This window comes from Nocardia sp. CDC159, from assembly GCF_023740735.1.
GTDB classification, from domain to species: Bacteria; Actinomycetota; Actinomycetes; order Mycobacteriales; family Mycobacteriaceae; genus Nocardia; species Nocardia pulmonis.
The window spans coordinates 487,248-509,478 of sequence record NZ_JAMRXH010000004.1; the positions used below are offsets into that span (position 1 = coordinate 487,248).

Consider the following 22,231-nt stretch of genomic DNA (forward strand, 5'->3'; position numbering starts at 1 on the left):
TCGTGGCCTACAGGGGGAGGGTCATGAAGACGCTGTACGGGTCCTCGGTGTAGTCGGCGAAGGGTGGGCAGGGCTGGAAGCCGTGGCGGGTGTAGAGGCGGCGGGCGGGTGAGAAGAACTCCGGTGTACCGGTTTCCAGGCTGAGCCGGGTGTAGCCGCGGGTGCGGGCCTCGCCGATGAGGTGGTTCAGCACGAGCGCGCCCACGCCGCGACGCTGGAAGGCCGGGACCGTGCGCATCGACTTGATCTCGCCGTGGGTCGGGTCCAGCTCCTTCAGGGCACCGCATCCGGCCAGGGTGTCGCCGTCCCACACCGACCACACCGTGACATCGGGCTTGCGCAGGGCGTCGAGGTCGAGGGCATGCACGCTGTCCTCGGGGGAGTGCTCGTGCATCTCGGCCAGATGGCTGCTCAGCAGGTCGATCAGTTCGGCACCGGTGACCTCGTCCACGACGATTCGCATGCGGACACCCTACTGGGGACCGGTCGGTCGGCAGGATATCGAATCGGTCGAAGAGGGCGCCCTCACCCGGACGGAGTGCGAGCATGGAGGAAGGGCAGCGGAGGGGCGGACGCTGGAAAGGTGGTCTGGCGTGGCCGGATTCGTGCTGGAGTACGGGTGGTTGCGGTGGGCGGCGGTGATCGCGTTCGCGGTGGCCGGGACGATCGTGGCGGGGCGCGTGATCGCGGGTTCGGTCACCGGCGATGGGGGACAGCGGGTTTCACCGGCGATCGACTACGAGTCCGATGCCGCGCATCTGCTGATGTGCCTGGTCATGGGGGTGATGCTGATCTTTCCGGCCGCGGCCAGCCCGCAGGCGCTGGACGGGGTGCTGACGGCCATGGTGGTGGTCTACGCGGCACTGCTGGTGGAACGAATCACCCAGTGGCGCAAGAGCTCCGGAATGGCCATCGCATATCACCTGGTGGCCGCGGCGGCCATGCTGTACGCCATGTCGGCCCATATGACTCCGGGACGCCACGCACCCGTGCTGGTGGCGCTCGCGGCCGTCTTCGCCCTCGACGCCGTGGTGACGCTGCTACCGGCGCGACTGTCACTGTGGCACCGGATCGCGCACCCGTCCGGGCCGGTCGGCCCGATCGCGCGTATTCCGCATGTGGTGATGGACCTCGGCACCGCCTACATGATGATCGCGGCGCTGGGCTGATTCGGTGCGAGGGCCGATTCAGCGAAAGGCCTTGCGGTAGGCCAGCGGTGCGACCCCGACCTTGCGCCCGAAGTGGTGGCGCAGCGTGACCGCCGAACCGAATCCGCACTCCTCGGCGATCTGCTCGATGGACAGATCCGTGCTCTCCAGCAGCTGCCGGGCGCGATCGATGCGCGCCCGCAGCAGCCACTGCAGGGCGGTGGTGCCCAACTGCTCCTGGAAGTGGCGCTGCAGCGTGCGCACCGAAACCCCGGCCGCGCGGGCGATATCGGTCTGGCTGAGCGGTTTGTCCAGATGCCGCTCGATCCACTCCAGCACCGGCTGCAGGGCCGTGCGCTCACTGGGATCGACGGTGTGGGCGATGAACTGCGACTGGCCACCGTCGCGCTGCAGGGGCATGACGATCGTGCGGGCGGTCTCGGCGGCCACCTGCGCACCGTAGTCGCGCCGCACCATATGCAGGCACATATCGAGTCCGGCCGAATATCCCGCCGAGGTGAGCACCGAGCCGTTGTCGACGAACAGCACATTCGCATCGACCCGCACGTCTGGATAGCGGCGGGCCAGCTCGGCGCACTGAATCCAGTGCGTGGTCGCCCGCTGCCCGTCCAGCAGTCCCGCCTCGGCCAGCAGGAACGCCCCGGTGCACACCGACGCGATCCGAACCCCGGCCGCCGCGGCGCGCCGGATCGCCTCCACCAGCTCGGGATCGCTGTCCCAGGGCGGCTGAAATCCCGGAACCACCAGGGTGTCGGCCCGCTCGACCTCCGCCAGCGGCCAGGGTGCCCGCATCGCGAACAACCGCTGGCCGAACGACATCGCCTCGGTCGCCCGGCCGCAGACCCGCACTTCATAGCCAAAGCCGATATCCGGAATGACCGTTGTGGCAAAAACATGGCAACCGACGATCAGGTCGTATACCTCCACCCGATCCGGAACCAATGCCGCAACGACGTGCATGTCGCGATCCTAGCGAAATCCTGACAACCTTGCCGTTGCGCTCTCACTGCGGCCTGGATCACTATGAGAAAGAGGGATAGCTCACATCCAGTTACTTCCCATTGGAAGATATTCGAGAAGGAGTGCCCGCATGATGACCACCGACTCCGATCGGGCCGGGCTGGACGCGCGGCGGCGACGCGAACGCATGACCGTGCTGGAGAGTTTCGAGCGGCAGTCGGCGCGCGATCTCGACGGGTACCTCGCCACCCTCACCGACGACGCGCGCATTCTGCTGCCCTGGCAGCCGCCGGGATTCCCACGGGAGTTGGTCGGGCACGAGGAGATCGGCGCCGCCTTCACCGCGCTCGACATGTACGGCCGCCACACTCTCGAGGTCACCTCGATGCGGCCGTTCCTCGATCCGGGACGGTGGCTGGTGGAGGTCGACGCGGGCGATGCCGCGGCCGAGGCCGACGCTTCCTATGCCGATCACATGGTCGTGCTGATCCGGATGCGGGAGGGCAAGATCGCCGACGTGGTCAGCTACCACAACCCGCTGACGACGATCACGGCCATGCGCAAGGCGCTGCCCGTGCCGGGTCGCTGCTGAGCGCTAGATGATCACCGGATAGTCGGGCACGACCCGCCCGCCGAGCCGGACCCAGCCGTCGGAATCCCATTCGGTGAAGATCTGCGAGCCGCGGCCCTGGGTGATGATCAGGCCGCGGCGCAGCAGGCCGGTGATGGCGACCGCCGCGGCGCCGGTGGCCTCGTCCTCGGCAATGCCCATGGCGGGGGCGAACATTCGCGAACGGATACTGCCGCGCTGCTCGTCGATCCAGGCCCACACATAGTGCTGACCCTCCGGAAAATCGACCGGTTGCAGGGTGAGTAGATCGTCGAGGCTCGCGAATTGGGCAACGGTGAAATTGGGTGTCCACTCGGCGCGGGCGCGGATCCAGGTCAGCCCGTTGGCCTGCGCCTCGACCTCGACCGGCCCCGCGGGCACCTCGATGACCTTGACCGGATGTCCGATGCTGGACAGCCACCAGGCCGCCCCGACGGACGGATGCCCAGCGAAGGGTAACTCCTTGGTGGGGGTGTAGATCCGCATCCGGGTGCGCCCGTCGGCGGGCTTGTCCACCACGATCGTCTCGCTGTACCCCGCGCGCGCCGCCAGCGCCTGATGATCGGCGCCGACCACCTCGTCGGCCCGGGCGATGCCCAGCGGGTTGCCGAACCGCCCCGCCGCATCGGTGAAGACCCGGACCACCTCGATCTGCGTGCTGTCGCTCTCGGCTGCGCCCATGATCGCAGCGTACCGCCGGGTACCGACGCATCCGGCCGTGCCGGACGCGGACACGAAAATGCCGTGTCCCGGAAGGACTCCGGGACACGGCATTCGGTCGAATCAGACGTTCGCCGCGGCGAGAGCCTCGGTGGCCTGCACGGCCTGACCGACACCCGCGACGATCGCGGCCACCCGCAGCGCCTCGAAGATCACCTCACGCGAGACACCGGCCTCGCGCAGCGTGTGCTCGTGCGCCTCCAGGCAGTGCTGGCAGCCGTTGATGGACGACACCGCGAACGACCACAGCTCGAAGTCGGCCTTGTCGACCCCCGGGTTGCCGATGATCTGCATGCGCAGCCCGGCCCGCAGGTCGTCGTAGCGGCCGCCCAGAAACGCCTTACCCCGATAGAACACGTTGTTCATGCCCATGATCGAGGCGGCGCCGAGGGCGGCGTTGTACGCCTCGGCCGACAGCGTGTCGGCCGCCTCCTCGGCGATCTCGCGCAGTGTGGCGGCCGAACGGGTGGCCGCCGCCGACGCGAGCAGGGTGCCCCACAGCTGCTGTTCGTTCAGCACGGTCGACCGCGCGATGGACGACAGGTTGAGCTTGAGGTCCTTGGCGTACTCGGGTAGCGAGTTCTTGAGGTTCTCTACTGACACTTGGTGACTCCTCGATCAGACGCTGGCGGCCAGGAGCTCACCCGCGTCGATGGTCGGGTCGCCCTTCTTCCAGTTGCACGCGCACAGCTCGTCGGACTGCAGCGCGTCCAGCACGCGCAGCACCTCGTCGACGTTGCGGCCGACCGAACCGGCGGTCACCGACACGAACTGGATCTCGTTGTTCGGGTCGACGATGAAGGTCGCGCGGTCCGCCACACCCTCGGCGTTGAGAACGCCGGTGGCCGCGGACAGTTCGCGCTTGAGGTCCGACAGCATCGGGAAGGGCAGGGTCTTGAGGTCCTCGTGCTGAGCCCGCCACTGGAAGTGGACGAACTCGTTGTCGACCGACACACCCAGCACCTGGGCGTCGCGGTCGGCGAACTCGTCGTTCAGCTTGCCGAACGCCGCGATCTCGGTCGGGCAGACGAAGGTGAAGTCCTTCGGCCAGAAGAAGACGATGCGCCACTTGCCGGCGTGGTCGTCGCTCGAGATCTGGGTGAAGTAATCGTCGGGCTGCTGCGCATTCACCTTCGACAGGTCACCGCCGATGACCGCCTTGAGGTTGTAGGCGGGGAACTGGTCGCCGATGGTCAGCAGAGCCATGCTTTCTCCTTCTTCGTTGTCGGGATTGCCGTGCGAAGTGTTCAGGTGTGATCTTGCCCAAACGGAAGTAAAAGGTAAAGGTGATCAGTCGCACTACACTGATAGGTGTGACTGATCAGACTTATCAGCCCACCCTGTCACAGCTGCGTGCGTTCGTGGCGATTGCCGAATATCGGCATTTCGGCACCGCGGCCGCGCGGCTGAATGTGAGCCAACCAACGTTATCGCAGGCCCTGGCATCATTGGAAAACGGACTGGGGCTGCAACTGATCGAGCGCAGCACCCGCCGCGTCCTGGTCACGGCCGCGGGCAAGCGGCTGCTGCCGCAGGCGATGGCGACCCTCGAGGCCGCCGACCGCTTCGTCGCCTCGGCGGCGGGTGACGGGCTGGGCGGCACCCTGCGCCTGGGCATCATCCCGACGGTCGCGCCGTACGTGCTGCCGGGTCTGCTGCCCGAATTGCGCGCGCAACTGCCGACCCTGGTGCCGCATGTCATCGAGGACCAGACCGCGCGGCTGCTGGACGGCCTGCGCACCGGCGTGCTCGACGTGGCGCTGCTGGCCCTGCCCGCCGAGGCAACCGGCATGCTCGAGATTCCGCTCTACACCGAGGAGTTCGTACTGGTCACCCCGCGCGGGCACGAACTGGCCGGGCGCACCGGCGTGGCCCCGGAGGCGCTGGATCGGCTGCCGCTGTTGCTGCTGGACGAGGGGCACTGCCTGCGCGATCAGACCCTCGAGCTGTGCCGGGCGCGCGAGGTGCGGCCCGGACCGGTCGGCGACACCCGCGCGGCCTCGCTGGCGACCGTGGTGCAGTGCGTGGCGGGCGGTCTGGGCGTGACGCTCATCCCGGAGATGGCGGTCCCGGCCGAAACCGCCCGGGGCACGCTGGAGATCGCCCGCTTCGCCGCACCCGCCCCCGGCCGGACGCTGGGCCTGGTCTTTCGCGGTTCGACCGCGCGCATCGAGGATTATGAACGCCTCGCCGAGATCATCCGCGCGCAGCGGCCGCGGTGAACCGCCTCGGCTCCGCTTCGCGCGCACCGCGATTGACCGGTAGGTGAGGGTCTGACACGCTCGGGCCGTGCGGATTCATCATCTCAACTGCGGCAGCATGGCCATGGGGACGATCGCTCACTGTCTGCTCATCGAGACCAGGTCCGGGCTGGTACTGGTCGACACCGGCTACGGGCTCGACTGTGTGCGCGATCCCGGGAAGCTGCTCGGCCCGAGCCGCTTCCTGGTCGGCGCCCGTCCGGCCGAGCACGAGACCGCCGTCCGCCAGATTCAGGGCCTGGGGTACGACCCCGCCGACGTGCGCCACATCGTTCTCACCCATCTCGACTTCGACCACGCCGGTGGGCTTTCCGACTTTCCCGACGCGGTGGTGCACGTGCACGGGCCGGAGTTCCGGGCGGCGACCGCGAGCCGCACGTTCTCCGAACGCATCCGCTACCGCGCCGTGGAGTGGGCGCACGGGCCGAAGTGGATGGTGAACGAGATCGATGGCGGGGAACAGTGGTTCGGGTTCCGCGCCGTGCGCGACCTACCGGGGTTGCCGCCGGAGATCCTGGTGATTCCGCTGCACGGACATACCCGCGGCCATGTCGGCGTCGCGGTGGACACCGGTTCGGGTTGGCTGCTGCACGCCGGGGACGCCTTCTTCACGGCGAGTGAGGTCGATCCGGTGCAACCGCATACGCCGTGGAAATGGCGGCTGTACGAACTGAGCGCGATCTCGCTGGGGCTGTACCGGGAGAATCGGCGACGGCTGGTCGAACTGAACCGCGAGCACGGCGGCGAGATTACGATCTTCTGCTCGCACGACGCGCAGGCCTTCGCGCGGATGACGGGGGCGGCGGTGCGTCCGGCTCGCTGATCGGCAATCGGCCAGCACATCGAAGCCGTGCTCGCAGAGCTCGTCGGCCGCGAGCGTGACCGAGGTCACTCGCCTGTGTCTTCGGCCCTTCCGGACGAATTGGGCAGAGTGGTCCCATGGGACCGATGTGCATGATCGAATTCTCGACCGGTCGTTCGGCAACGATCCGGCGATCCCCGCGGCGGTGGTCGGCATGAGCAGGCTGCCGGGCGTGGGCGAGCGGCTGTTCGTCTACGGCACCCTGCAGTTCGGCCCCGTGCTCGAGGAGTTGATCGGCCGCACGCCGGATTGCGAGGTCGCGGTGGTGCGCGACTGGCGGGTGGCCACGCTGCCCGGCCGGTTGTATCCGGGCCTGGTGGCCGCGCCCGGTCGGATGGCCGCGGGGCTGGTGCTCGAGGGCCTCACCCCGGCCGAATGGGAGGTCCTCGACGCGTTCGAGGACGAGGAGTACGAGCTGCGTGCCATCGAGGTGATCGGTCGCACCGATCCCGTGCCGACCTACGTCTGGACCGCCGAGGTCGGCCGAAACGATTGGGTGCCAGAGGTTTTCGCGGCCGACCATCTGGACCGGTTCGTGGAGCGGTCCGCGCGCTGGCGGCGCGAGGCCGCCCATCGGACCGCCGGACAGTAGTCCGGACCACAGCCCGGGCGATTCTACGCCGATCTCCGGAGATCGTGTCACGGGTCACACTCTGCACAGCCCGTGCCCACTTCGAAAGTGTCTGATTGCGCACACTGCGCAATTTCTGATCCATCTGTTGTTCATTCAGCGTCATGCGGACAGGATGACGGCGACGAATGCTCAACTTCGAGAGGCGTCCACAAGGCGCCGAACGGACGGGTGGAACTGATGACCGAGCTCGCCGACCGCGAACTGCTCCCAGCGCCGTACGACCTCGCCGACCGCTATCGGGTCGGCGGCGGCACCGTCGTGCTGACCGGTGTCCAGGCCATCGCGCGCCAGCTGGTGGAACAGCATGTGCGCGATCTGCGGGCCGGAAGACGGGTGGGCACCTTCGTCTCCGGCTATCAGGGTTCGCCGCTCGGCGGTGTCGACCGGATGCTCGCGGGCATGCCGGAAGTGCTGTCCGAGCACGATATTCGCTTCGTCCCGGGCCTGAACGAGGAATTGGCCGCCACCGCGGTGTGGGGCAGTCAGGGTGAATTGCCCGACGGCGCCGCCCTCACCCACGACGGCGTGGTGGGCGTCTGGTACGGCAAGGGGCCGGGCCTGGATCGCTCCACCGACGCCCTGCGGCACGCGAACATGTACGGCGCCAACCCCAATGGCGGCGTGCTGCTGCTGGTCGGCGACGATCCGGCGTCGAAGTCCTCCACGGTTCCGGCCGTCTCGGAGCGCTCCCTGGCCGCGATGAACATCCCGGTGTTGTTCCCGCGCAATGCCCGCGAGATCATCACCATGGGCCTGCACGGCGTGGCGCTCTCGCGGGTGTCCGGCTGCTTGGTGGCGCTGAAGATCGTGGCCGATGTGGCCGACGGCGCGTGGACGGTCGACGGATCGGTCGGCGACATCGATATCGTCGTGCCCGAGATCCAGTGGGAGGGCAGGCCGTTCACCTATCGCCAACGCCCGATGGCCGCCCCGACCGACAGCGTGATCGCCGAGGCCGATCTGTACGGTCCGCGCTGGGAACTGGTCAAGGCCTACAGCACACTCAACGATCTGGACGTCATCGAGATCGATCCGCCGCACGCGCGCATCGGGATCGCCGCCACCGGAACAACTTTCGATGCCGTCCGACAGGCCCTGATCGATCTGGGCGTGGACGACGAGGCACTGCACCGCGCGGGCGTGCGGCTGCTGCGTATCGGCATGCCGTTCCCGGTGGCGCCGCAGCGGGTGCTCGAATTCGCCCGGGGCCTGGAGCGTTTGATCGTGGTCGAGGACAAGACCGCCTTCATCGAGACCCAGATCCGCGAGATCCTCTACGGCACCCCCGACGCGCCGCAGATCGTCGGCAAGCGCGACGGCCAGGGCCGTCCGCTGTTCGATCAGGACGGCGAGTTGACCGCCGGGCGGATCGCCAAGCCGCTGCGTCGCGTGCTCGACGGGCACCTCGAGATGAAACGTCCCCTGCCGCAACCGCTCTCACTGGCCGTGCTGCCGAGCAAGCGCGCCGCCTACTTCTGCAGCGGCTGCCCGCACAACCGCTCCACCGCGGTACCGGAGGGCTCGCTGGCCGGGGGCGGTATCGGCTGCCACACCATGGTCACCATGTCCGGCCGCGACGACTCCAAGGTGCTGGGCCTGACCCAGATGGGCGGTGAGGGCGCGCAGTGGATCGGATTGGCGCCGTTCACCGAGGTGCCCCACCTGTTCCAGAACATCGGCGACGGCACGTATTTCCACTCCGGTCAGCTGGCGGTGCAGGCGTGCATCGCGGCCGGGGTGAACATCACCTACAAGCTGCTCTACAACGACGTCGTCGCGATGACCGGCGCGCAGGACGCGGAGGGCGCGCTGGCCGTGCCGAGGCTGACCCACAAGCTCGCGATCGAGGGCGTCAAGCAGATCATCGTCTGCGCCGACGAGCCGAAGAAGTACCGCAAGCGCGACCTCGCCCCGGGAACCCTGCTGTGGCACCGGGATCGGCTCGACGAGGCGCAGCGCGCGCTGCGCGAGATTCCGGGGGTGACCGTGTTGATCTACGATCAGCACTGCGCCGCCGACGCCCGCCGTCAGCGCAAGCGCGGCACGCTGCCCACCCGCAACACCCGCGTGGTCATCAACGAGGCGGTGTGCGAGGGCTGTGGCGACTGCGGGGTGAAGAGCAACTGCCTGTCGGTGCAGCCGGTGGAGACCGAATTCGGCCGCAAGACCCGCATCGATCAGACCTCCTGCAATACCGACTACAGCTGCCTGGACGGCGACTGCCCGTCGTTCGTCACCGTGGAGCTGCCCGATCCGGCGAAGGCCAAGGCCCGCAAGCGAACCCGGCCCGAACCGCCCGCGCTGCCCGACCTCGAGCTCGCCGCCCCGACCACCACCCAGAACGTCTTCCTGGCGGGTATCGGCGGCACCGGCATCGTGACGGTCAACCAGGTGCTGGCGACCGCGGCCATGCGCGCGGGCTACGAGGTGGCCAGCCTGGATCAGATCGGGCTGAGCCAGAAGGCCGGTCCGGTGGTCTCGCATCTGCGTTTCGCCCCGGGGGAATTGGAGCCGTCCAACCGGCTGACCCCGGCCAGTGCCGACTGCATTGTGGCCTTCGACCTGCTCGCCGCGACCGACAACAAGAACCTGGCCTACGGATCGAAGCAGACCACGCTGTCGGTGGCCTCGACCAGCAAGACCCCCACGGGGGAGATGGTCTACGACAAGTCGGTGACCTATCCGGAGACCGCACTGCTGCTTTCGCGGCTGGAGAACGTCTCGCGCACGGTGCACTCCTTCGACGCGCTGGCCGCCGCCGAGGAGCTGTTCGGCAACACCACCGCCGCCAACTTCCTGCTGGTCGGCGCGGCCTATCAGCTGGGCGGACTGCGCCTGCCCGCCGCCGCGATCGAGGAGGCCATCGAGATCAACGGCGTGGCCGTCGCGGCGAATATCGCGGCGTTCCGCTGGGGTCGGGCCGCGGTCGCGCGGCCGGCGGAATTCGCGGCCGCCACTACGCGCCCGCAGCCCGAGCGCACCGAGATCGCGGTCCCCGCAGACCTTTTCGACGGCCTCACCGCCACCGGGGAGACCAGGAGACTGGTCGAGCTGCGCGCGGTGGAGCTGATCGGCTTCCAGGGGGCGCGGGTGGCCCGCGAGTACGTCGCCACCGTGCAGCGCATCTGGGCGGCCCAGCGGGCGGTCACCGACCGCACCGAATTCAGCGAGCAGGTCGCGCGCGGACTGTACAAGTTCACCGCCTACAAGGACGAGTACGAGGTAGCGCGGCGGCTGGTCGATCCGGCCTTCCTGGAGGAGGTTTCGGCCCAGGTGCCCGAGGGGGCGAACCTGACCTACAAGCTGCACCCGCCGATCCTGCGCGCGCTGGGTCGCAAGAAGAAGATCGGCTTCGGCCCGCGCGGCCACGTCGCACTGAAGGTGCTGGCCAAGGGTAAGCGACTGCGCGGCACCAAGTTCGACCCGTTCGGCTATATGCACGTGCGCAAGGTCGAGCGCGCCCTGCTCGCCCACTACACCGACATGGTCACCGCCCTGGCCGACACCCTGGCCACCGACTACAACCGCGCCGTGCGGGCCGCGGCGCTGGCCGATGTGGTCCGCGGCTACGAGGACGTCAAGCTCGCCTCGGTCGAGACCTACCGAAACAGCCTGCGGGAGCTCGGGATCGAGCCGCCGGCGCTGCCGTGAACCAGCGGGCGGTGCGGTTCATATGAGGGGCCGCACCGCCCACCCGCCTGAGCGCGGGACGGGACCCGTTACGACCCGCAGACCGTAGCGGTTCCCGTCCCGCGCTCAGTCGTTTTCGCGCCCCGATGCGGCGAAGGCCCACCCGGATCTCCTCGTCCGGGTGAGCCTTCGCGTATTCGCGTTGTGCGGCAGTCAGCCGACGGTGACACCCACGCGCAGGGCATGCGGCTCGATCGCGCCGCGGACCAGGGCCCGCTCGTCGATCGTCTCGGCCTTGTAGGGCAGGGTCGCCAGGGTGTCGGTCATCTTCGCCACCGGGTCCGCGTAGGTGGCCGAGGTGCCGAAGATGAACGTCCACTCGTGCTCGTCGCTGACGTAGGGGACGACGGTGTCGAACAGGTTGTGGAAACGGGTCCACGAGCGCTTCAGGGTTTCGTTGCGCCACATGGTCTGACAGCCCGCCTGCGCGGCGAGGACGCCGCCCTCGGCAAGCAGTGCTTTACATCGGAGCAGGAACTCGTCCTCGTACAGCCGGTTGTGCTGGGCATCCTCGACGCGCTCGTCGGGCAGGTCGATCACGATCATGTCGTAGCGGGTGCCCGCCGCCTCGGCCTGGGCCAGGAAGTCCCAGCCGTCGGCGTAGTGCATCTTGATCGGGCCGGTCTGGGCGACCGCCTCGGCCAGATCGGCCTCGGTGTAGCCGTAGGGGAGGTGCTTGGCGCACAGCTCCACCTCCAGCTGGTCGATGTCGACGTGGTCGACCAGCGACGCGCCCGCCGCGACCGACATCTGCGAGGCCACGCCCTCACCGGAGCCGATGATCAGCACCTTGTCCAGCTTCGCGGCCAGCGCGTAGCCGGGCACCAGCATGGCCTCGTGGTAGGTCAGCTGGGAGAACTCGGTGGACTGGCGGTCGTCGTCGGAGAACAGGGAGACGCCCTGCTCGGTCTTGGCGATCACCATGTGCTGGAACGGGGTGTTGGTGTCCACGATGACCTCGGACATGTTCCACACCCGGGTCAGGCCCTCGCCCACCGGCTCGTGAATGCGCCGCGCCGCGTGGCCGCGCTGGATGACCTCCATGTTGACCGATCCGGGCGACAGCTCCGCCTGCAGCAGTTCGACCGCCTTGGTGGCACCCGAACCGATACTGCCGCACGTGAATACGTCGACGAAGATATCGCCCGACTCCGGATAGGTGTGAATGGAGGCGTGCGACTCCGACAGCAATGCCAAAATGGTGACGCCCTGCGGCTCGAACTTCTTGTGCACCACATCGCAAATGGTCACCCCCGCGGCGACCAACGATTTTCGGAGCGCGGTCTCGAGTCGTTCGAGGTCGTCGCACAGCTGCGGGTCGACACCACCGAACTCGGCCAGCACATGCCAGCCGGTGAATTCTGCCGTCATAAGCGAACTCACTCTCGCTCAGCGCCGATGACATGAACAGTCAAAGGCGGAAAACCGTTGAAGGACACCGACGAATAGCTCGCCGTATAAGCGCCGGTATCGAGGATCCGAACGGGATCACCGGCTCGCAGCGTGGTAGGCACGAGGACACGCGTGCGTTGATACAGTACATCGTCTCCGTCACAGGTCGGACCGGCAATCACCGCCTCGTCGGTGGGGTCGCCGTCGCGTCCGGTTTCGATCCGGTAGGCGATGTACTCGTTCTCGGTTTCGGCCATTCCGTTGTAGCGGCCGATATCGAGGTATATCCAGCGCCGCCCGTCCGGCGCGATGCGCACATTCACGACCTCGGCGTGGATCACACCGGCATTGCCCACCAGGGCGCGGCCGGGTTCCACCACCAGATCGGTGTGCTCCGGGAGATGGTGCGATGCCGCCTCGGCGATCACCGCACCCAGATCGGACAGCGTCGGCGCGGGGTCGACATACGAAATCGGCAGTCCACCACCAATATTCACGGTGCGCACCGGAATGTCCTTGACCGCAAGGGCTTCCGCGATCGCACCGGCCTGCTCGATGCCGATTCGCCAGGCCGCCGGATCCAATTGCTGTGAGCCCACATGGAAATACGGTCCGATCACCCGCAGGCCCAGATCGCGCGCCCGCACCAGTAGCCGCACCGCCTCACCGGGCGCGCAGCCGAACTTGGTGCCGAACGGCGTCTGCGACTGCGGCGCCGAGGCCAGGAACCGGCATTCCACCTCCGAGCCCGGGGCGTGCTCGGCAATGCGCTCGAGATCGTCCTCGGTGTCGAAGGCGTAGCGCCGCACACCCGCGGCGTAGGCCGCGGCGATATGGCTGGCCTTCTTGATCGGATTGCCGTAGCAGAGTGCGGCCGGGTCGACGCCCAGGCTCAGGCACTGCTCGATCTCGCCGATGCTGGCGACGTCGAATTCAGCGCCTTCGGACCAGAGCAGCCGGATGATCTCCGGCATCGGAGAGGCCTTGACCGCGAACCGGATTCGCGCCGTAGGTAGGGCGGACCGCAGTGCGCGGTAGTTGTCGCGCACCCGGGCGAGATCGATGACGAGACAGGGCGACTCGGGCGCGTTTGAGATCGACAATCTAAGGGAACTCTCTTTCTTCTGGGCAGCTTCCGGCTGCAGGCACGGAGCGAGACAGTATCAGCAGGATGCCGTGGATTACGAACCGGATCGACGTCGTCTCGAGCACACGTCGGCGGTTCCATACGCCGTGGTGGCGGCGCTGCTCGGGGCAGCGCGACATCGCCACTCGTCAGTGAGCGGCGCTACCACCCATGATCCCGGCGGGTGCCGGGATCTGTTTTCGGCGCAGGATCAGAGCGCTGACAGGTGCGCGGCGGGAAATATTCATCCGGCCGTCACCGTCATCTCGTCGAAGACCACCTCACCGGCGGCATCGGATTCGGCGAGATCGACCACGGCGTCGATGGACCAGCCGTGATCGCCCGCCGGGTCGTCGAGCACCTGGCGCACGCGCCAGAAACCCGGTCTGGGCTCGATCTGGAAAAGCCGCGGCCCGCGGGCGTTCGGGCCGGTGCCGATGGATTCGTATTCGGCGAAGTAGGGCTCGAGCTCGGACTCCCAGTCCGGTCCGTCGTCCAGCTCGTCGAGCCGGTCCCAGCGGCCCAGCGCCGCCAGCTCGACGCGGCGGAACATGGCGTTGCGCACCATGACCCGGAAGGCGCGCTCATTGGCCGTGATCGGCCGCACCGTCTCCGCACCGAAGGCCAGCTGATCGTCGTCGTTCTCCGCGCCGGGATTGGTGAGCTGCTCCCACTCGTCGAGCAGGCTCGAATCCACCTGGCGCACAAGTTCACCCAGCCATTCGGTGATGTCGTCGAGCTCCTCGGTGCGCGCCGACTCCGGAACCGTGCGCCGCAGCGCCCGATAGGCATCGGCCAGATAGCGCAGCACCAGGCCCTCCGAGCGGGCCAGTTCATACTCGCTGACCAGTTCGGCGAAGGTCAGCGAGCGCTCGATCATCTCGCGCACCACCGATTTGGGGGAGGGGCTGAACTCCGATACCCAGGGGTGCCCGGCGCGATAGGTCTCGAACGCGGGCTCGATCAGCTCGGCCAGCGGCTTGGGCCAGGTGATCTCCTCGAGCAGCTCCATGCGCTCGTCGTAGTCGATGCCATCGGCCTTCATCTCGCCGATGGCGATACCGCGCGCCTTGTGCTGCTGGGCCAACAGCAGCTGGCGCGGATCCTCCAGCGTGGACTCGATGACGGACACCACATCCAGTGTGTAGGTCGGGGCGTCGCTGTCAAGTAGCTCGAGTGCGGCGAGGGCGAACGGGGACAGCGGCTGGTCGAGGGCGAAGTCGCGCTGCAGGTCCACCGTCAGGCGGGCGCGGCGGCCGTATTCGTCGGGCTCGTCGAGCTGCTGCACCACCCCTGCGTCGCGCAGGGCCCGGTAGAGCCGGATTGCCTTCAGGATGTGCTTGCGCTGTGCCGGGCGCGGCTCGTGATTGTCCTCGAGCAGGTGGCGCATGGCGTCGAAGCAGTTGCCGCGGCGCGCGATCACGTTGAGCAGCAGTGAGTTCGTGACCCGGAAACGTGAGACCATCGGTTCGGGCTCGGCGGCGACCAGGCGATTGAAGGTGTCCTCGGACCAGGACACGAAGCCCTCGGGCGGCTTGCGGCGCTGCACCTTGCGCTGCTTCTTCGGATCGTCACCGGCCTTGGCCAGCAGCCGGGCGTTTTCGATCTCGTGTTCGGGGGCCTGGACGACCACCGTGCCCATGGTGTCGTAACCGGCGCGCCCGGCCCGCCCGGCGATCTGGTGGAATTCGCGGGCCTTGAGGCGGCGGGTGCGCACCCCGTCGAATTTGGTGAGCCCGGTCAGCAGCACGGTGCGGATCGGGACGTTGATGCCGACACCGAGGGTGTCGGTACCGCACACCACCTTCAGCAGGCCCTCCTGGGCGAGGCGTTCCACCAGGCGGCGGTATTTGGGCAGCATGCCCGCGTGGTGCACGCCGATGCCGTGGCGGATCAGCCGCGACAGCGTCTTGCCGAAACCGCTGGAGAAGCGGAAGCTGCCGATCGCCTCGGCGATGGCGTCCTTCTCCGCCTTCGACGCGAAGTTGACGCTGGTGAGCGCCTGGGCGCGTTCCAGGGCGGCGGCCTGGGTGAAATGCACGACGTAGACCGGGGATTGGTTGGTCGAGACCAATTCCTCGAGCGTCTCGGTGATCGGCGTGCGCACGTAGGAGAACATCAGCGGCACCGGGCGCTGCGAGCCGGTGACGATCGCGGTGGAGCGGCCGGTGCGGCGCTCGAGATCCTTGGCGAAGAAGTCGACCTCGCCGAGAGTGGCCGACATCAACAGGAATTGGGCCTTCGGCAGTTCCAGCAGCGGCACCTGCCAGGCCCAGCCGCGATCGGGATCGGCGTAGAAGTGGAACTCGTCCATCACGACCTGACCCACCTCGGCGTCCGCGCCCTCGCGCAGCGCCAGATTGGCCAGGATCTCCGCGGTCGCGCAAATGATCGGCGCGGTCGGATTCACCGCGGCGTCGCCGGTGACCATGCCGACCTTGTCCGCACCGAAGACCTCGCACAGCGCGAAGAACTTCTCGCTCACCAGCGCCTTGATCGGCGCGGTGTAGTAGCTGCGCTGCCCGCGATTGATCGCCGCGAAGTGCGCGCCGACCGCGACCATCGACTTACCCGACCCGGTCGGCGTCGCGAGAATGACATTCGCCCCGGTCATCAGCTCCAGCAGCGCCTCTTCCTGCGCCGGATACAGCGTCAGGCCCTGCTCGAGGGTCCAGTCGGCGAAGCTCTCGTACAGCCAGTCGGGATCCACGTCGGGCACGGCACGATCGGGGATCAGTTCGGACAGCTGCACGTAGCTCTACGTTACCGGCAACTGTCACGCGCTTTTTCGCGCCCTGCCCGCACCGGAGCTAGCGCTGGTCGTCCTCGTCGTCGCCGAGGCCGGTCTGCTCGGCCAGGAAGCGCTCGAACTCCGCGCCCAGCTCCTCGCCGGTGGGCAGGTCGGCCTCGCCCGCGAGCAGGCTGGACTGGCGCTCCTGGGCGGTGACGAAGCTGTCGTACTGGCGTTCCAGCGCGTGCACGACCGTCTCCACCTCGGCATTGCCAGCGATGTGCTCGTTGACCTGTTCGCGCACGCGGGCCGCGGCCTCGCCGAGGGCGGCCAGCGGCAGTTGCAGACCGGCGTTGTCGGCGACGTTCTCGAGCAGGGTCTGGGCGGCCTCCGGATAGGCGGTCTGGGCGAGGTAGTGCGGCACGTGTACGGAGAAGCCGATCGACTCGTGACCGTGCTGGGCCATCCGGAACTCCAGTAGCGAGGAGGCGCTGCCCGGCACCTGCAGCTCACCGGGCCAGCGCTGGTGGTCGCCGATCAGATCACGGTCGCTGGCGTGGGCGGTGACTCCCAGTGGGCGGGTGTGCGGAATCGCCATGGGGATCGCGCTGAGTCCAATGGTCCGGCGCACGCCGAGCTGCTCGGCCAGCAGCCGCACCGCGGTCACGAACTTCTCCCAGCGCAGATCCGGCTCCAGGCCCGCCAGCAGCAGGAACGGTGTGCCCGCGGTGTCCTTGAGCGCCCACAGATTCAGCTCGGGGTCGGCATAGTCGGTGAAGTGGTCGGTCTTGAACGTCATCAGTGGCCGTCGCGAGCGGTAGTCGAGCAGCTCGTCCACGTCGAACGAGGCGACCAGTTCCGATTCGAGGCTTTCGCGCAGATGGGTGGTGGCCAGGCGGACCGCGTGACCGGCGTCGGTGAAACCCTCCAGACCGTGCACCAGCACCGGACCCGCGCCGTCGGCGGACGACAGCTGCGGAGCGGGGAACTCCAGCTCGTACATTCGCGACTCGTAGTCCATCGCGTCACTCCTTCCTGCGGTGGTCCACCACGACGCGGGATCGCCGACCACCTTCATTGTCTCTCATGTGCTTCGGAGACCGCGCCGGGTGGGGTGGACCGCACCCGCACAACAACGAGTAACCACTCGGCATTCCCGCACGCGCGTACCGGCGTGGCAGCGTGGGGCGGGCGCGCGGTTTCGGCATAGTGAACGCGTGATCGTGCCGGATTCGCCGGGCTCGCGCCGTCTGCGCGCGCTCGGCCGCGCCCTCGGTTGCGCGGCGCTGGGGTGGTTGCTGGCGGCGTGCGGTTCGACGGTGTCCGGACATCCCGAACCCGCGCGCGACGGGCAGGTGCGCGGTGCGTTGACTCGGCTGCTGCCGGGTCAGGACCAGTTCCCGGCATCGTATTCGACCGTGGTGCTCTCGCCCGATCGGGCGCGCGAGGCGGCCGGGGACATCACCGGAATTCCCGACGGCGCGCAGGTCGATCCGGCCGACTGCGGTACACCGGCGCGGTCGTTCGAGCCGGATCGGGCCGCGGTCGTGGTGGGCACCGACAACCGCACGCGCGCCACCCTCACCGTCGAGCTGACCCGCGCCGACGGGCCGCTGGCCCGGGAGCGGGAGCGGGTGCGACGCTGCGGAAGTATGCGCGTCAGCCGCGGGCCGACCACGAATACCGTTGTCACGCGGCTGGATCCGCCGCCGCCCGGCAATGTCGACGATGCGCTGGCGCTACGGCGCACGGTGACCGGGCCGGTGGCTGGTCCGGGGCTCACGCGGTCGCTGCAGACCCTGCTCGGCCAGGTCGGCGACGTCCGGATCGCGGTCACCTACATGAGTTACGGGGACGAGCGGCCCGATTCGGCCGGACTGGACCAGGTGTTCACCGCCGCGGTGCGCGACGTCCGCCGGAATTGACGGCAGGCCGCCGCCGTGGCGGCGGAGTACGTTCGAGGTCATGGCGAAACTTGGTACAACCGACCTGGATGTCTTTCCCCTGTGTCTCGGGGGCAATGTGTTCGGCTGGACCGCGAATCGGGAAGAGTCCTTCGAGGTGCTGGACGCCTTCGTCGCCGGGGGCGGGAACTTCGTCGACACCGCCGACTCCTATTCCACCTGGGCGCCGGGCAACAGCGGCGGTGAGTCGGAGACGATCATCGGCGAGTGGCTCGCGGCGCGCGGCAATCGCGACCGGGTGGTGATCGCCACCAAGTGCAGTCGGCTCGCGCCCAATCTGGGGTTGTCCGCCAAGGCGATTCACGGCGCGGCCGAGGCGTCGCTGCGGCGGCTGCGCACCGACCACATCGATCTCTACTACGCGCACTTCGACGATCTGGACACGCCGATCGAGGAGACGGTCGCGGCATTCGACGAGCTGGTCCGGGCGGGCAAGGTGCGCTATGTGGCCGCCTCCAACCTGTCGCCGGAGCGGATCCGCACCTCGCTGGCCTTCGCCGACCGCGAGGGCCTGGCCCGGTACGTGGCCATTCAGCCTCACTACAATCTGGTGGAGCGAGCGGAGTTCGAGCGCGAACTCCTTCCGCTGGCCGCGGCCGAGAATCTGGCCACCGTGCCGTATTACGCTCTGGCCAAAGGCTTTCTGACCGGCAAGTACCGTTCCGATACCGCCGTCGACAGCCCGCGCGCCCAGGCGGCCGCCGCCTACCGTGACGAGCGCGGGCTGCGGGTGCTCGACGCCCTGGACGCCGTCGCGGCCGCCCATCGGGTGCCCATGGCGGCCGTCTCGCTGGCCTGGCTGGCCGCCCAGCCGACCGTCGCGGCCCCGATCGCCAGCGCCCGCACGACCGCGCAGCTGGCCGATCTGCTGCCGGTCGGGCAGCTGCGGCTGACCGAGGCGGAGCTGGAGCTGCTGACCACGGCCTCGCGGTAGCGCTTCGGACCCGAATTCCTCCACAGCCGAACAGTTATCCACAGGTTTTCTGAAAGCCCAGGTCGCGGCGGATCGGTGCGGGCGCGCGGAGCGCAAGGTGGTGGCATGACAACGCCAGCCGAGCCCCGGCCCAACGACAACAGCTCGATCGAACTGCCCCGGCACGCACCGATCTGCCGCTCGCCCAAGGGCATGACCTGGGATCAGCGCCCGGTCCCGCCGCCGCGCGACGGCGTGCCGCCGTCCCCGCCCGCGGCATCCGGTGGCGTCGCCGATGGCCCGGCCGACCCGGATGAGCCGGTGTGCCCGAATCCGGAACTGCGAGTGGCGGATCCGGGCGAGTTCGTCGCGGCGGTCCCGGCGCTGCTGGGATTCTTCCCGCGGCGATCGCTGGTGGCCTGCCTGCTGCACGAGGCGCCCGATCGGCCCGATTCGCTGCGGCTGGGCTCGGTGGCGCGCCACGATCTGGACGTGCCCGGCCGCGCGGCGTGGGCGCGGCTGGCCGGTCAGCTGACCGTCATCTGCGCCCAGGAGCAGGCCCTGGCCGTGCTGATCCTGATCGTCGACGACCGGGCGGGCGCACCGCGCGCGGGCGATCCGGGGGCGCGATCGGCCCGCCACCGTGAACTGGTGGGGGTGCTGCGCGGCGCGCTCGAGGCGGAGGGCGTCGAGGTCGCCGAGGCGGTGGTGGTGCGCGAGATCACCGACGAGGGGCTGTGGTGGAGCCTGCTCCATTTCGACTGCCTGGGCCTGCAATCGGATCCGATGGCCTCACCGATCGCGCTGGCCCACGTGCTCGACGGCCGACCGATCCGCGCCTCGCGCGCCGAACTGGAGGCGGTCGTCGCCCCGGATCCGCACGCGACGGCCGAGGTCGCCGCCCAGCTGGATGCGGCCGTCGAGGAGGCGCGCCGCCGATACGAGCGAGCGGTGCGACACTGCGAGCCCGGCCACTACAGCAGGGACGCCCTGGAACTGGTGCTGTGGCTGATCGCCACCGCCGACTCCGGCGGCTCGCTCGAACCGCGCGAACTCGCGGATCTGGCGGTGGCGCTGCGGGATTCGACGGTGCGCGACGCGCTGTTCGCCCTCGCCGCGAGCGATCACGCGAACGCGGCCGAGGCCGTGTGGACACGGTTGTGCCGCTGTGTCGACGGAGACGACCGCGCGGAGGCGGCCACCCTGCTCGGCTACAGCGCCTACCTGCGCGGCGACGGACCGCTGGCCGGAGTCGCCCTGGCGGCGGCGCTGGCGGCCGACCCCGGCCATCGCATCGCCGCGCTGCTCGACACCGCCCTGCGCACCGGTCTGCCGCCGCATGAGGTGCGCAAATTGGCCCGCAGCGGACAAGATCGGGCCGCGAGCGTAGGCGTCGAACTCGGTATCGACCCCGACCGGTTCGACCGATGAGCGGCGGGCGACTCAGCGCGCGCTGTGTGCCCGCTCGCCGAGCGAGCGCAGGTAGGTCCAGGCGTCGGAGACGATCTCGTCGAGATCGTTGTGCCGCGGCTCCCAGCCGAGCTCGGCGATCGCGCGCTCGCTGGAGGCGATCAGCACCCCCGGGTCACCGGCTCGCCGCGGGGCGTCCACCGCCGCGATGGGGTGTCCGACCACCCGCTCGCAGGCCGAGATCACCTGGCGCACCGAGAAACCGGTGCCGCTGCCGAGGTTGAACACGCGGTGCTCACCGGGGCGGGACTGGGCCAGTGCCAGCAGATGCGCCTGGGCCAGGTCGCGGATGTGGATGTAGTCGCGCACCGCGGTCCCGTCCGGAGTGGGGTAGTCGGTGCCGAAGACCGAGATCGAATCGCGGTGTCCCAGAGCGGTTTGCAGGACCAGCGGGATGAGATGTGTTTCCACGACCCGGTTCTCGCCCAGTCCGCCATAGGCGCCCGCGACATTGAAGTAGCGCAGGCTGGTCGCCGCCAGCCCGTGCGCGATCGAATAGGAGGTGATGGCGTGATCGATGGCCAGCTTCGACGCACCGTAGGGGTTGGTCGGGCGGGTCGGCGCGTCCTCGGTGATCGGCACCCGCTCCGGTTCCCCGTAGACCGCCGCGGTCGAGGAGAACACCAGCCGCGGAGTTCCGGTACGGCGGATCGCCTCCAGCAACGCCAGCGTCTTCACCACGTTGCCGTACCAGTACTTCTCCGGCTGCTGCACCGATTCACCGACCAGCGACTGCGCGGCGAAATGCAGGACGCCGTCGAAGGATTCGGATTCGATCAGCTCCACGCCGACGGTCGCGATATCGCCCTCGACGAACTTCGCACCACTGGGCGCACCGTCGGCATTGCCGGTGGACAGATCGTCGACGACGACCACCTCGTGGCCGTCCTCGAGCAGTACCTGGGCGCAGACGCCGCCGACGTACCCGGCGCCGCCGGTCACCAGAAGTTTCATGTATCAGACCAGTTTCACGTGGACGGCGTGGGCCATCTCGTCGGACAGTTCGAAGCCCTCGTGGCCGGGCACCGAGATGACCACCGCGCCGGGCTTGGTCTCCACGGTCACCCGGGCATCGGGCACCACACCGGCCTCCCGCAACTGGCCGATGATCTCCGGATCGCTCTGAATGTGCTCGGACAACCGGCGCACGACCACCGCCGACACCTGCCCGGGCGGCAGATCGGAGAGGCGGATGAGCTTCTCGTCGGCCGAGGAGGTCGCGATCACACCCAATTCGTCCAATCCCGGAATGGGATTGCCGTAGGGGGAGGTGGTGGGGTGGTTGAGCACCTCGACGAGGCGGCGCTCGACGTCCTCGCTCATCACATGCTCCCAGCGGCACGCCTCGGCATGGACGTTCTGCCAGTCCAGACCGATCACGTCGACCAGCAGCCGCTCGGCCAGCCGGTGCTTGCGCATCACCGCGACCGCCATGGCCCGGCCCTTCTCGGTCAACTCGAGATGCCGGTCGCCGGCGACGGTCAGCAGGCCGTCGCGCTCCATCCGCGCGACCGTCTGGCTGACGGTCGGTCCGCTCTGCTCGAGGCGTTCGGCGATCCGTGCGCGCAGCGGAACGACACCTTCCTCCTCGAGGTCGTAGATGGTACGGAGATACATCTCCGTGGTGTCGACCAGATCCTTCACCTGTTACCCCTTCGTCGGCACGAATTCTACCCACGCCCGGTTGTGTTACCGGCGTCAGCATATGTCGCTGGTCCTGCGGAAACCC

At 68.6% G+C, this 22,231-nt stretch carries 20 protein-coding genes; 9 read left to right on the plus strand and 11 right to left on the minus strand.

The genetic code is table 11. The features are described from left to right. Positions 1 to 7: 7 nt before the first annotated feature. Complete coding sequence (locus NDR87_RS12315) at positions 8 to 463, minus strand: GNAT family N-acetyltransferase (protein ID WP_251911764.1); 456 nt, start codon at positions 461 to 463, stop codon at positions 8 to 10. A gap of 130 nt (positions 464 to 593) precedes the next feature. On the opposite strand from NDR87_RS12315, the gene NDR87_RS12320 reads away from it, so the two are divergent. Beyond that, positions 594 to 1,169, plus strand: a complete 576-nt coding sequence (locus NDR87_RS12320) for a DUF5134 domain-containing protein (protein ID WP_251911766.1) — start codon at positions 594 to 596, stop codon at positions 1,167 to 1,169. 18 nt (positions 1,170 to 1,187) lie between these two features. Here NDR87_RS12320 and NDR87_RS12325 read toward each other — a convergent pair whose 3' ends face one another. Then, positions 1,188 to 2,129 (minus strand): GlxA family transcriptional regulator, encoded by a 942-nt coding sequence (locus NDR87_RS12325; protein ID WP_251911768.1) that lies wholly within the window; start codon positions 2,127 to 2,129, stop codon positions 1,188 to 1,190. Positions 2,130 to 2,259: 130 nt separating this feature from the next. On the opposite strand from NDR87_RS12325, the gene NDR87_RS12330 reads away from it, so the two are divergent. Next, a complete protein-coding gene (locus NDR87_RS12330) occupies positions 2,260 to 2,721 on the plus strand; it encodes a nuclear transport factor 2 family protein (RefSeq protein WP_251911770.1) in 462 nt (153 codons plus the stop codon). Between the two features lie 3 nt (positions 2,722 to 2,724). Here NDR87_RS12330 and NDR87_RS12335 read toward each other — a convergent pair whose 3' ends face one another. The 3 genes from NDR87_RS12335 to NDR87_RS12345 all read right to left on the minus strand — a co-directional run bounded on the left by NDR87_RS12335 (position 2,725) and on the right by NDR87_RS12345 (position 4,665). Beyond that, positions 2,725 to 3,420 (minus strand): PhzF family phenazine biosynthesis protein, encoded by a 696-nt coding sequence (locus tag NDR87_RS12335; RefSeq protein WP_251911771.1) that lies wholly within the window; start codon positions 3,418 to 3,420, stop codon positions 2,725 to 2,727. Between the two features lie 102 nt (positions 3,421 to 3,522). After that, positions 3,523 to 4,062, minus strand: coding sequence for a carboxymuconolactone decarboxylase family protein (locus NDR87_RS12340; RefSeq protein WP_251911773.1), 540 nt, complete (start codon positions 4,060 to 4,062; stop codon positions 3,523 to 3,525). A gap of 15 nt (positions 4,063 to 4,077) precedes the next feature. Further along, on the minus strand, positions 4,078 to 4,665 hold the full coding sequence (locus NDR87_RS12345) for a peroxiredoxin (protein ID WP_251911775.1): 588 nt from the start codon (positions 4,663 to 4,665) through the stop codon (positions 4,078 to 4,080). Positions 4,666 to 4,772: 107 nt separating this feature from the next. Between NDR87_RS12345 and NDR87_RS12350 the strand changes: the two genes are divergently transcribed. The 4 genes from NDR87_RS12350 (at position 4,773) to NDR87_RS12365 (ending at position 10,867) form a co-directional block, all read left to right on the plus strand. Continuing rightward, entirely contained in the window at positions 4,773 to 5,681 is a 909-nt protein-coding gene (locus NDR87_RS12350; protein ID WP_251911777.1) for a hydrogen peroxide-inducible genes activator, read from the plus strand. Between the two features lie 67 nt (positions 5,682 to 5,748). Continuing rightward, the gene (locus NDR87_RS12355; protein ID WP_251911779.1) at positions 5,749 to 6,543 is read left to right on the plus strand and encodes an MBL fold metallo-hydrolase; all 795 of its coding nucleotides are present in this window, start codon (positions 5,749 to 5,751) and stop codon (positions 6,541 to 6,543) included. 127 nt (positions 6,544 to 6,670) lie between these two features. Continuing rightward, positions 6,671 to 7,174: a gamma-glutamylcyclotransferase family protein gene (locus NDR87_RS12360; RefSeq protein WP_251911781.1), complete on the plus strand. Its 504-nt coding sequence runs from the start codon at positions 6,671 to 6,673 to the stop codon at positions 7,172 to 7,174. 219 nt (positions 7,175 to 7,393) lie between these two features. Beyond that, positions 7,394 to 10,867 (plus strand): indolepyruvate ferredoxin oxidoreductase family protein, encoded by a 3,474-nt coding sequence (locus NDR87_RS12365; RefSeq protein ID WP_251911783.1) that lies wholly within the window; start codon positions 7,394 to 7,396, stop codon positions 10,865 to 10,867. A 192-nt stretch (positions 10,868 to 11,059) separates the two neighbouring features. On the opposite strand, the gene speD is transcribed toward NDR87_RS12365, so the two are convergent. The 4 genes from speD to NDR87_RS12385 all read right to left on the minus strand — a co-directional run bounded on the left by speD (position 11,060) and on the right by NDR87_RS12385 (position 17,176). Further along, on the minus strand, positions 11,060 to 12,277 hold the full coding sequence (gene speD / locus NDR87_RS12370; RefSeq protein WP_251911785.1) for an adenosylmethionine decarboxylase: 1,218 nt from the start codon (positions 12,275 to 12,277) through the stop codon (positions 11,060 to 11,062). Positions 12,278 to 12,285: 8 nt separating this feature from the next. Further along, positions 12,286 to 13,401 (minus strand): type III PLP-dependent enzyme, encoded by a 1,116-nt coding sequence (locus NDR87_RS12375; RefSeq protein ID WP_251911787.1) that lies wholly within the window; start codon positions 13,399 to 13,401, stop codon positions 12,286 to 12,288. 267 nt (positions 13,402 to 13,668) lie between these two features. After that, complete coding sequence (locus NDR87_RS12380; RefSeq protein WP_251911789.1) at positions 13,669 to 16,176, minus strand: DEAD/DEAH box helicase; 2,508 nt, start codon at positions 16,174 to 16,176, stop codon at positions 13,669 to 13,671. A 58-nt stretch (positions 16,177 to 16,234) separates the two neighbouring features. Then, positions 16,235 to 17,176 (minus strand): proteasome assembly chaperone family protein, encoded by a 942-nt coding sequence (locus NDR87_RS12385; protein WP_251911791.1) that lies wholly within the window; start codon positions 17,174 to 17,176, stop codon positions 16,235 to 16,237. A 196-nt stretch (positions 17,177 to 17,372) separates the two neighbouring features. Between NDR87_RS12385 and NDR87_RS12390 the strand changes: the two genes are divergently transcribed. The 3 genes from NDR87_RS12390 to NDR87_RS12400 all read left to right on the plus strand — a co-directional run bounded on the left by NDR87_RS12390 (position 17,373) and on the right by NDR87_RS12400 (position 20,463). Then, positions 17,373 to 18,080 (plus strand): DUF5642 family protein, encoded by a 708-nt coding sequence (locus NDR87_RS12390; RefSeq protein WP_251911793.1) that lies wholly within the window; start codon positions 17,373 to 17,375, stop codon positions 18,078 to 18,080. 40 nt (positions 18,081 to 18,120) lie between these two features. Then, on the plus strand, positions 18,121 to 19,053 hold the full coding sequence (locus tag NDR87_RS12395) for an aldo/keto reductase (protein WP_251911795.1): 933 nt from the start codon (positions 18,121 to 18,123) through the stop codon (positions 19,051 to 19,053). Between the two features lie 105 nt (positions 19,054 to 19,158). Further along, the gene (locus NDR87_RS12400; RefSeq protein WP_251911797.1) at positions 19,159 to 20,463 is read left to right on the plus strand and encodes a DUF4192 family protein; all 1,305 of its coding nucleotides are present in this window, start codon (positions 19,159 to 19,161) and stop codon (positions 20,461 to 20,463) included. Positions 20,464 to 20,475: 12 nt separating this feature from the next. Here NDR87_RS12400 and galE read toward each other — a convergent pair whose 3' ends face one another. Continuing rightward, positions 20,476 to 21,456, minus strand: coding sequence for a UDP-glucose 4-epimerase GalE (gene galE, locus NDR87_RS12405; RefSeq protein WP_251911798.1), 981 nt, complete (start codon positions 21,454 to 21,456; stop codon positions 20,476 to 20,478). Between the two features lie 3 nt (positions 21,457 to 21,459). After that, positions 21,460 to 22,146: a metal-dependent transcriptional regulator gene (locus NDR87_RS12410; RefSeq protein WP_251911799.1), complete on the minus strand. Its 687-nt coding sequence runs from the start codon at positions 22,144 to 22,146 to the stop codon at positions 21,460 to 21,462. Positions 22,147 to 22,231: the final 85 nt, after the last annotated feature.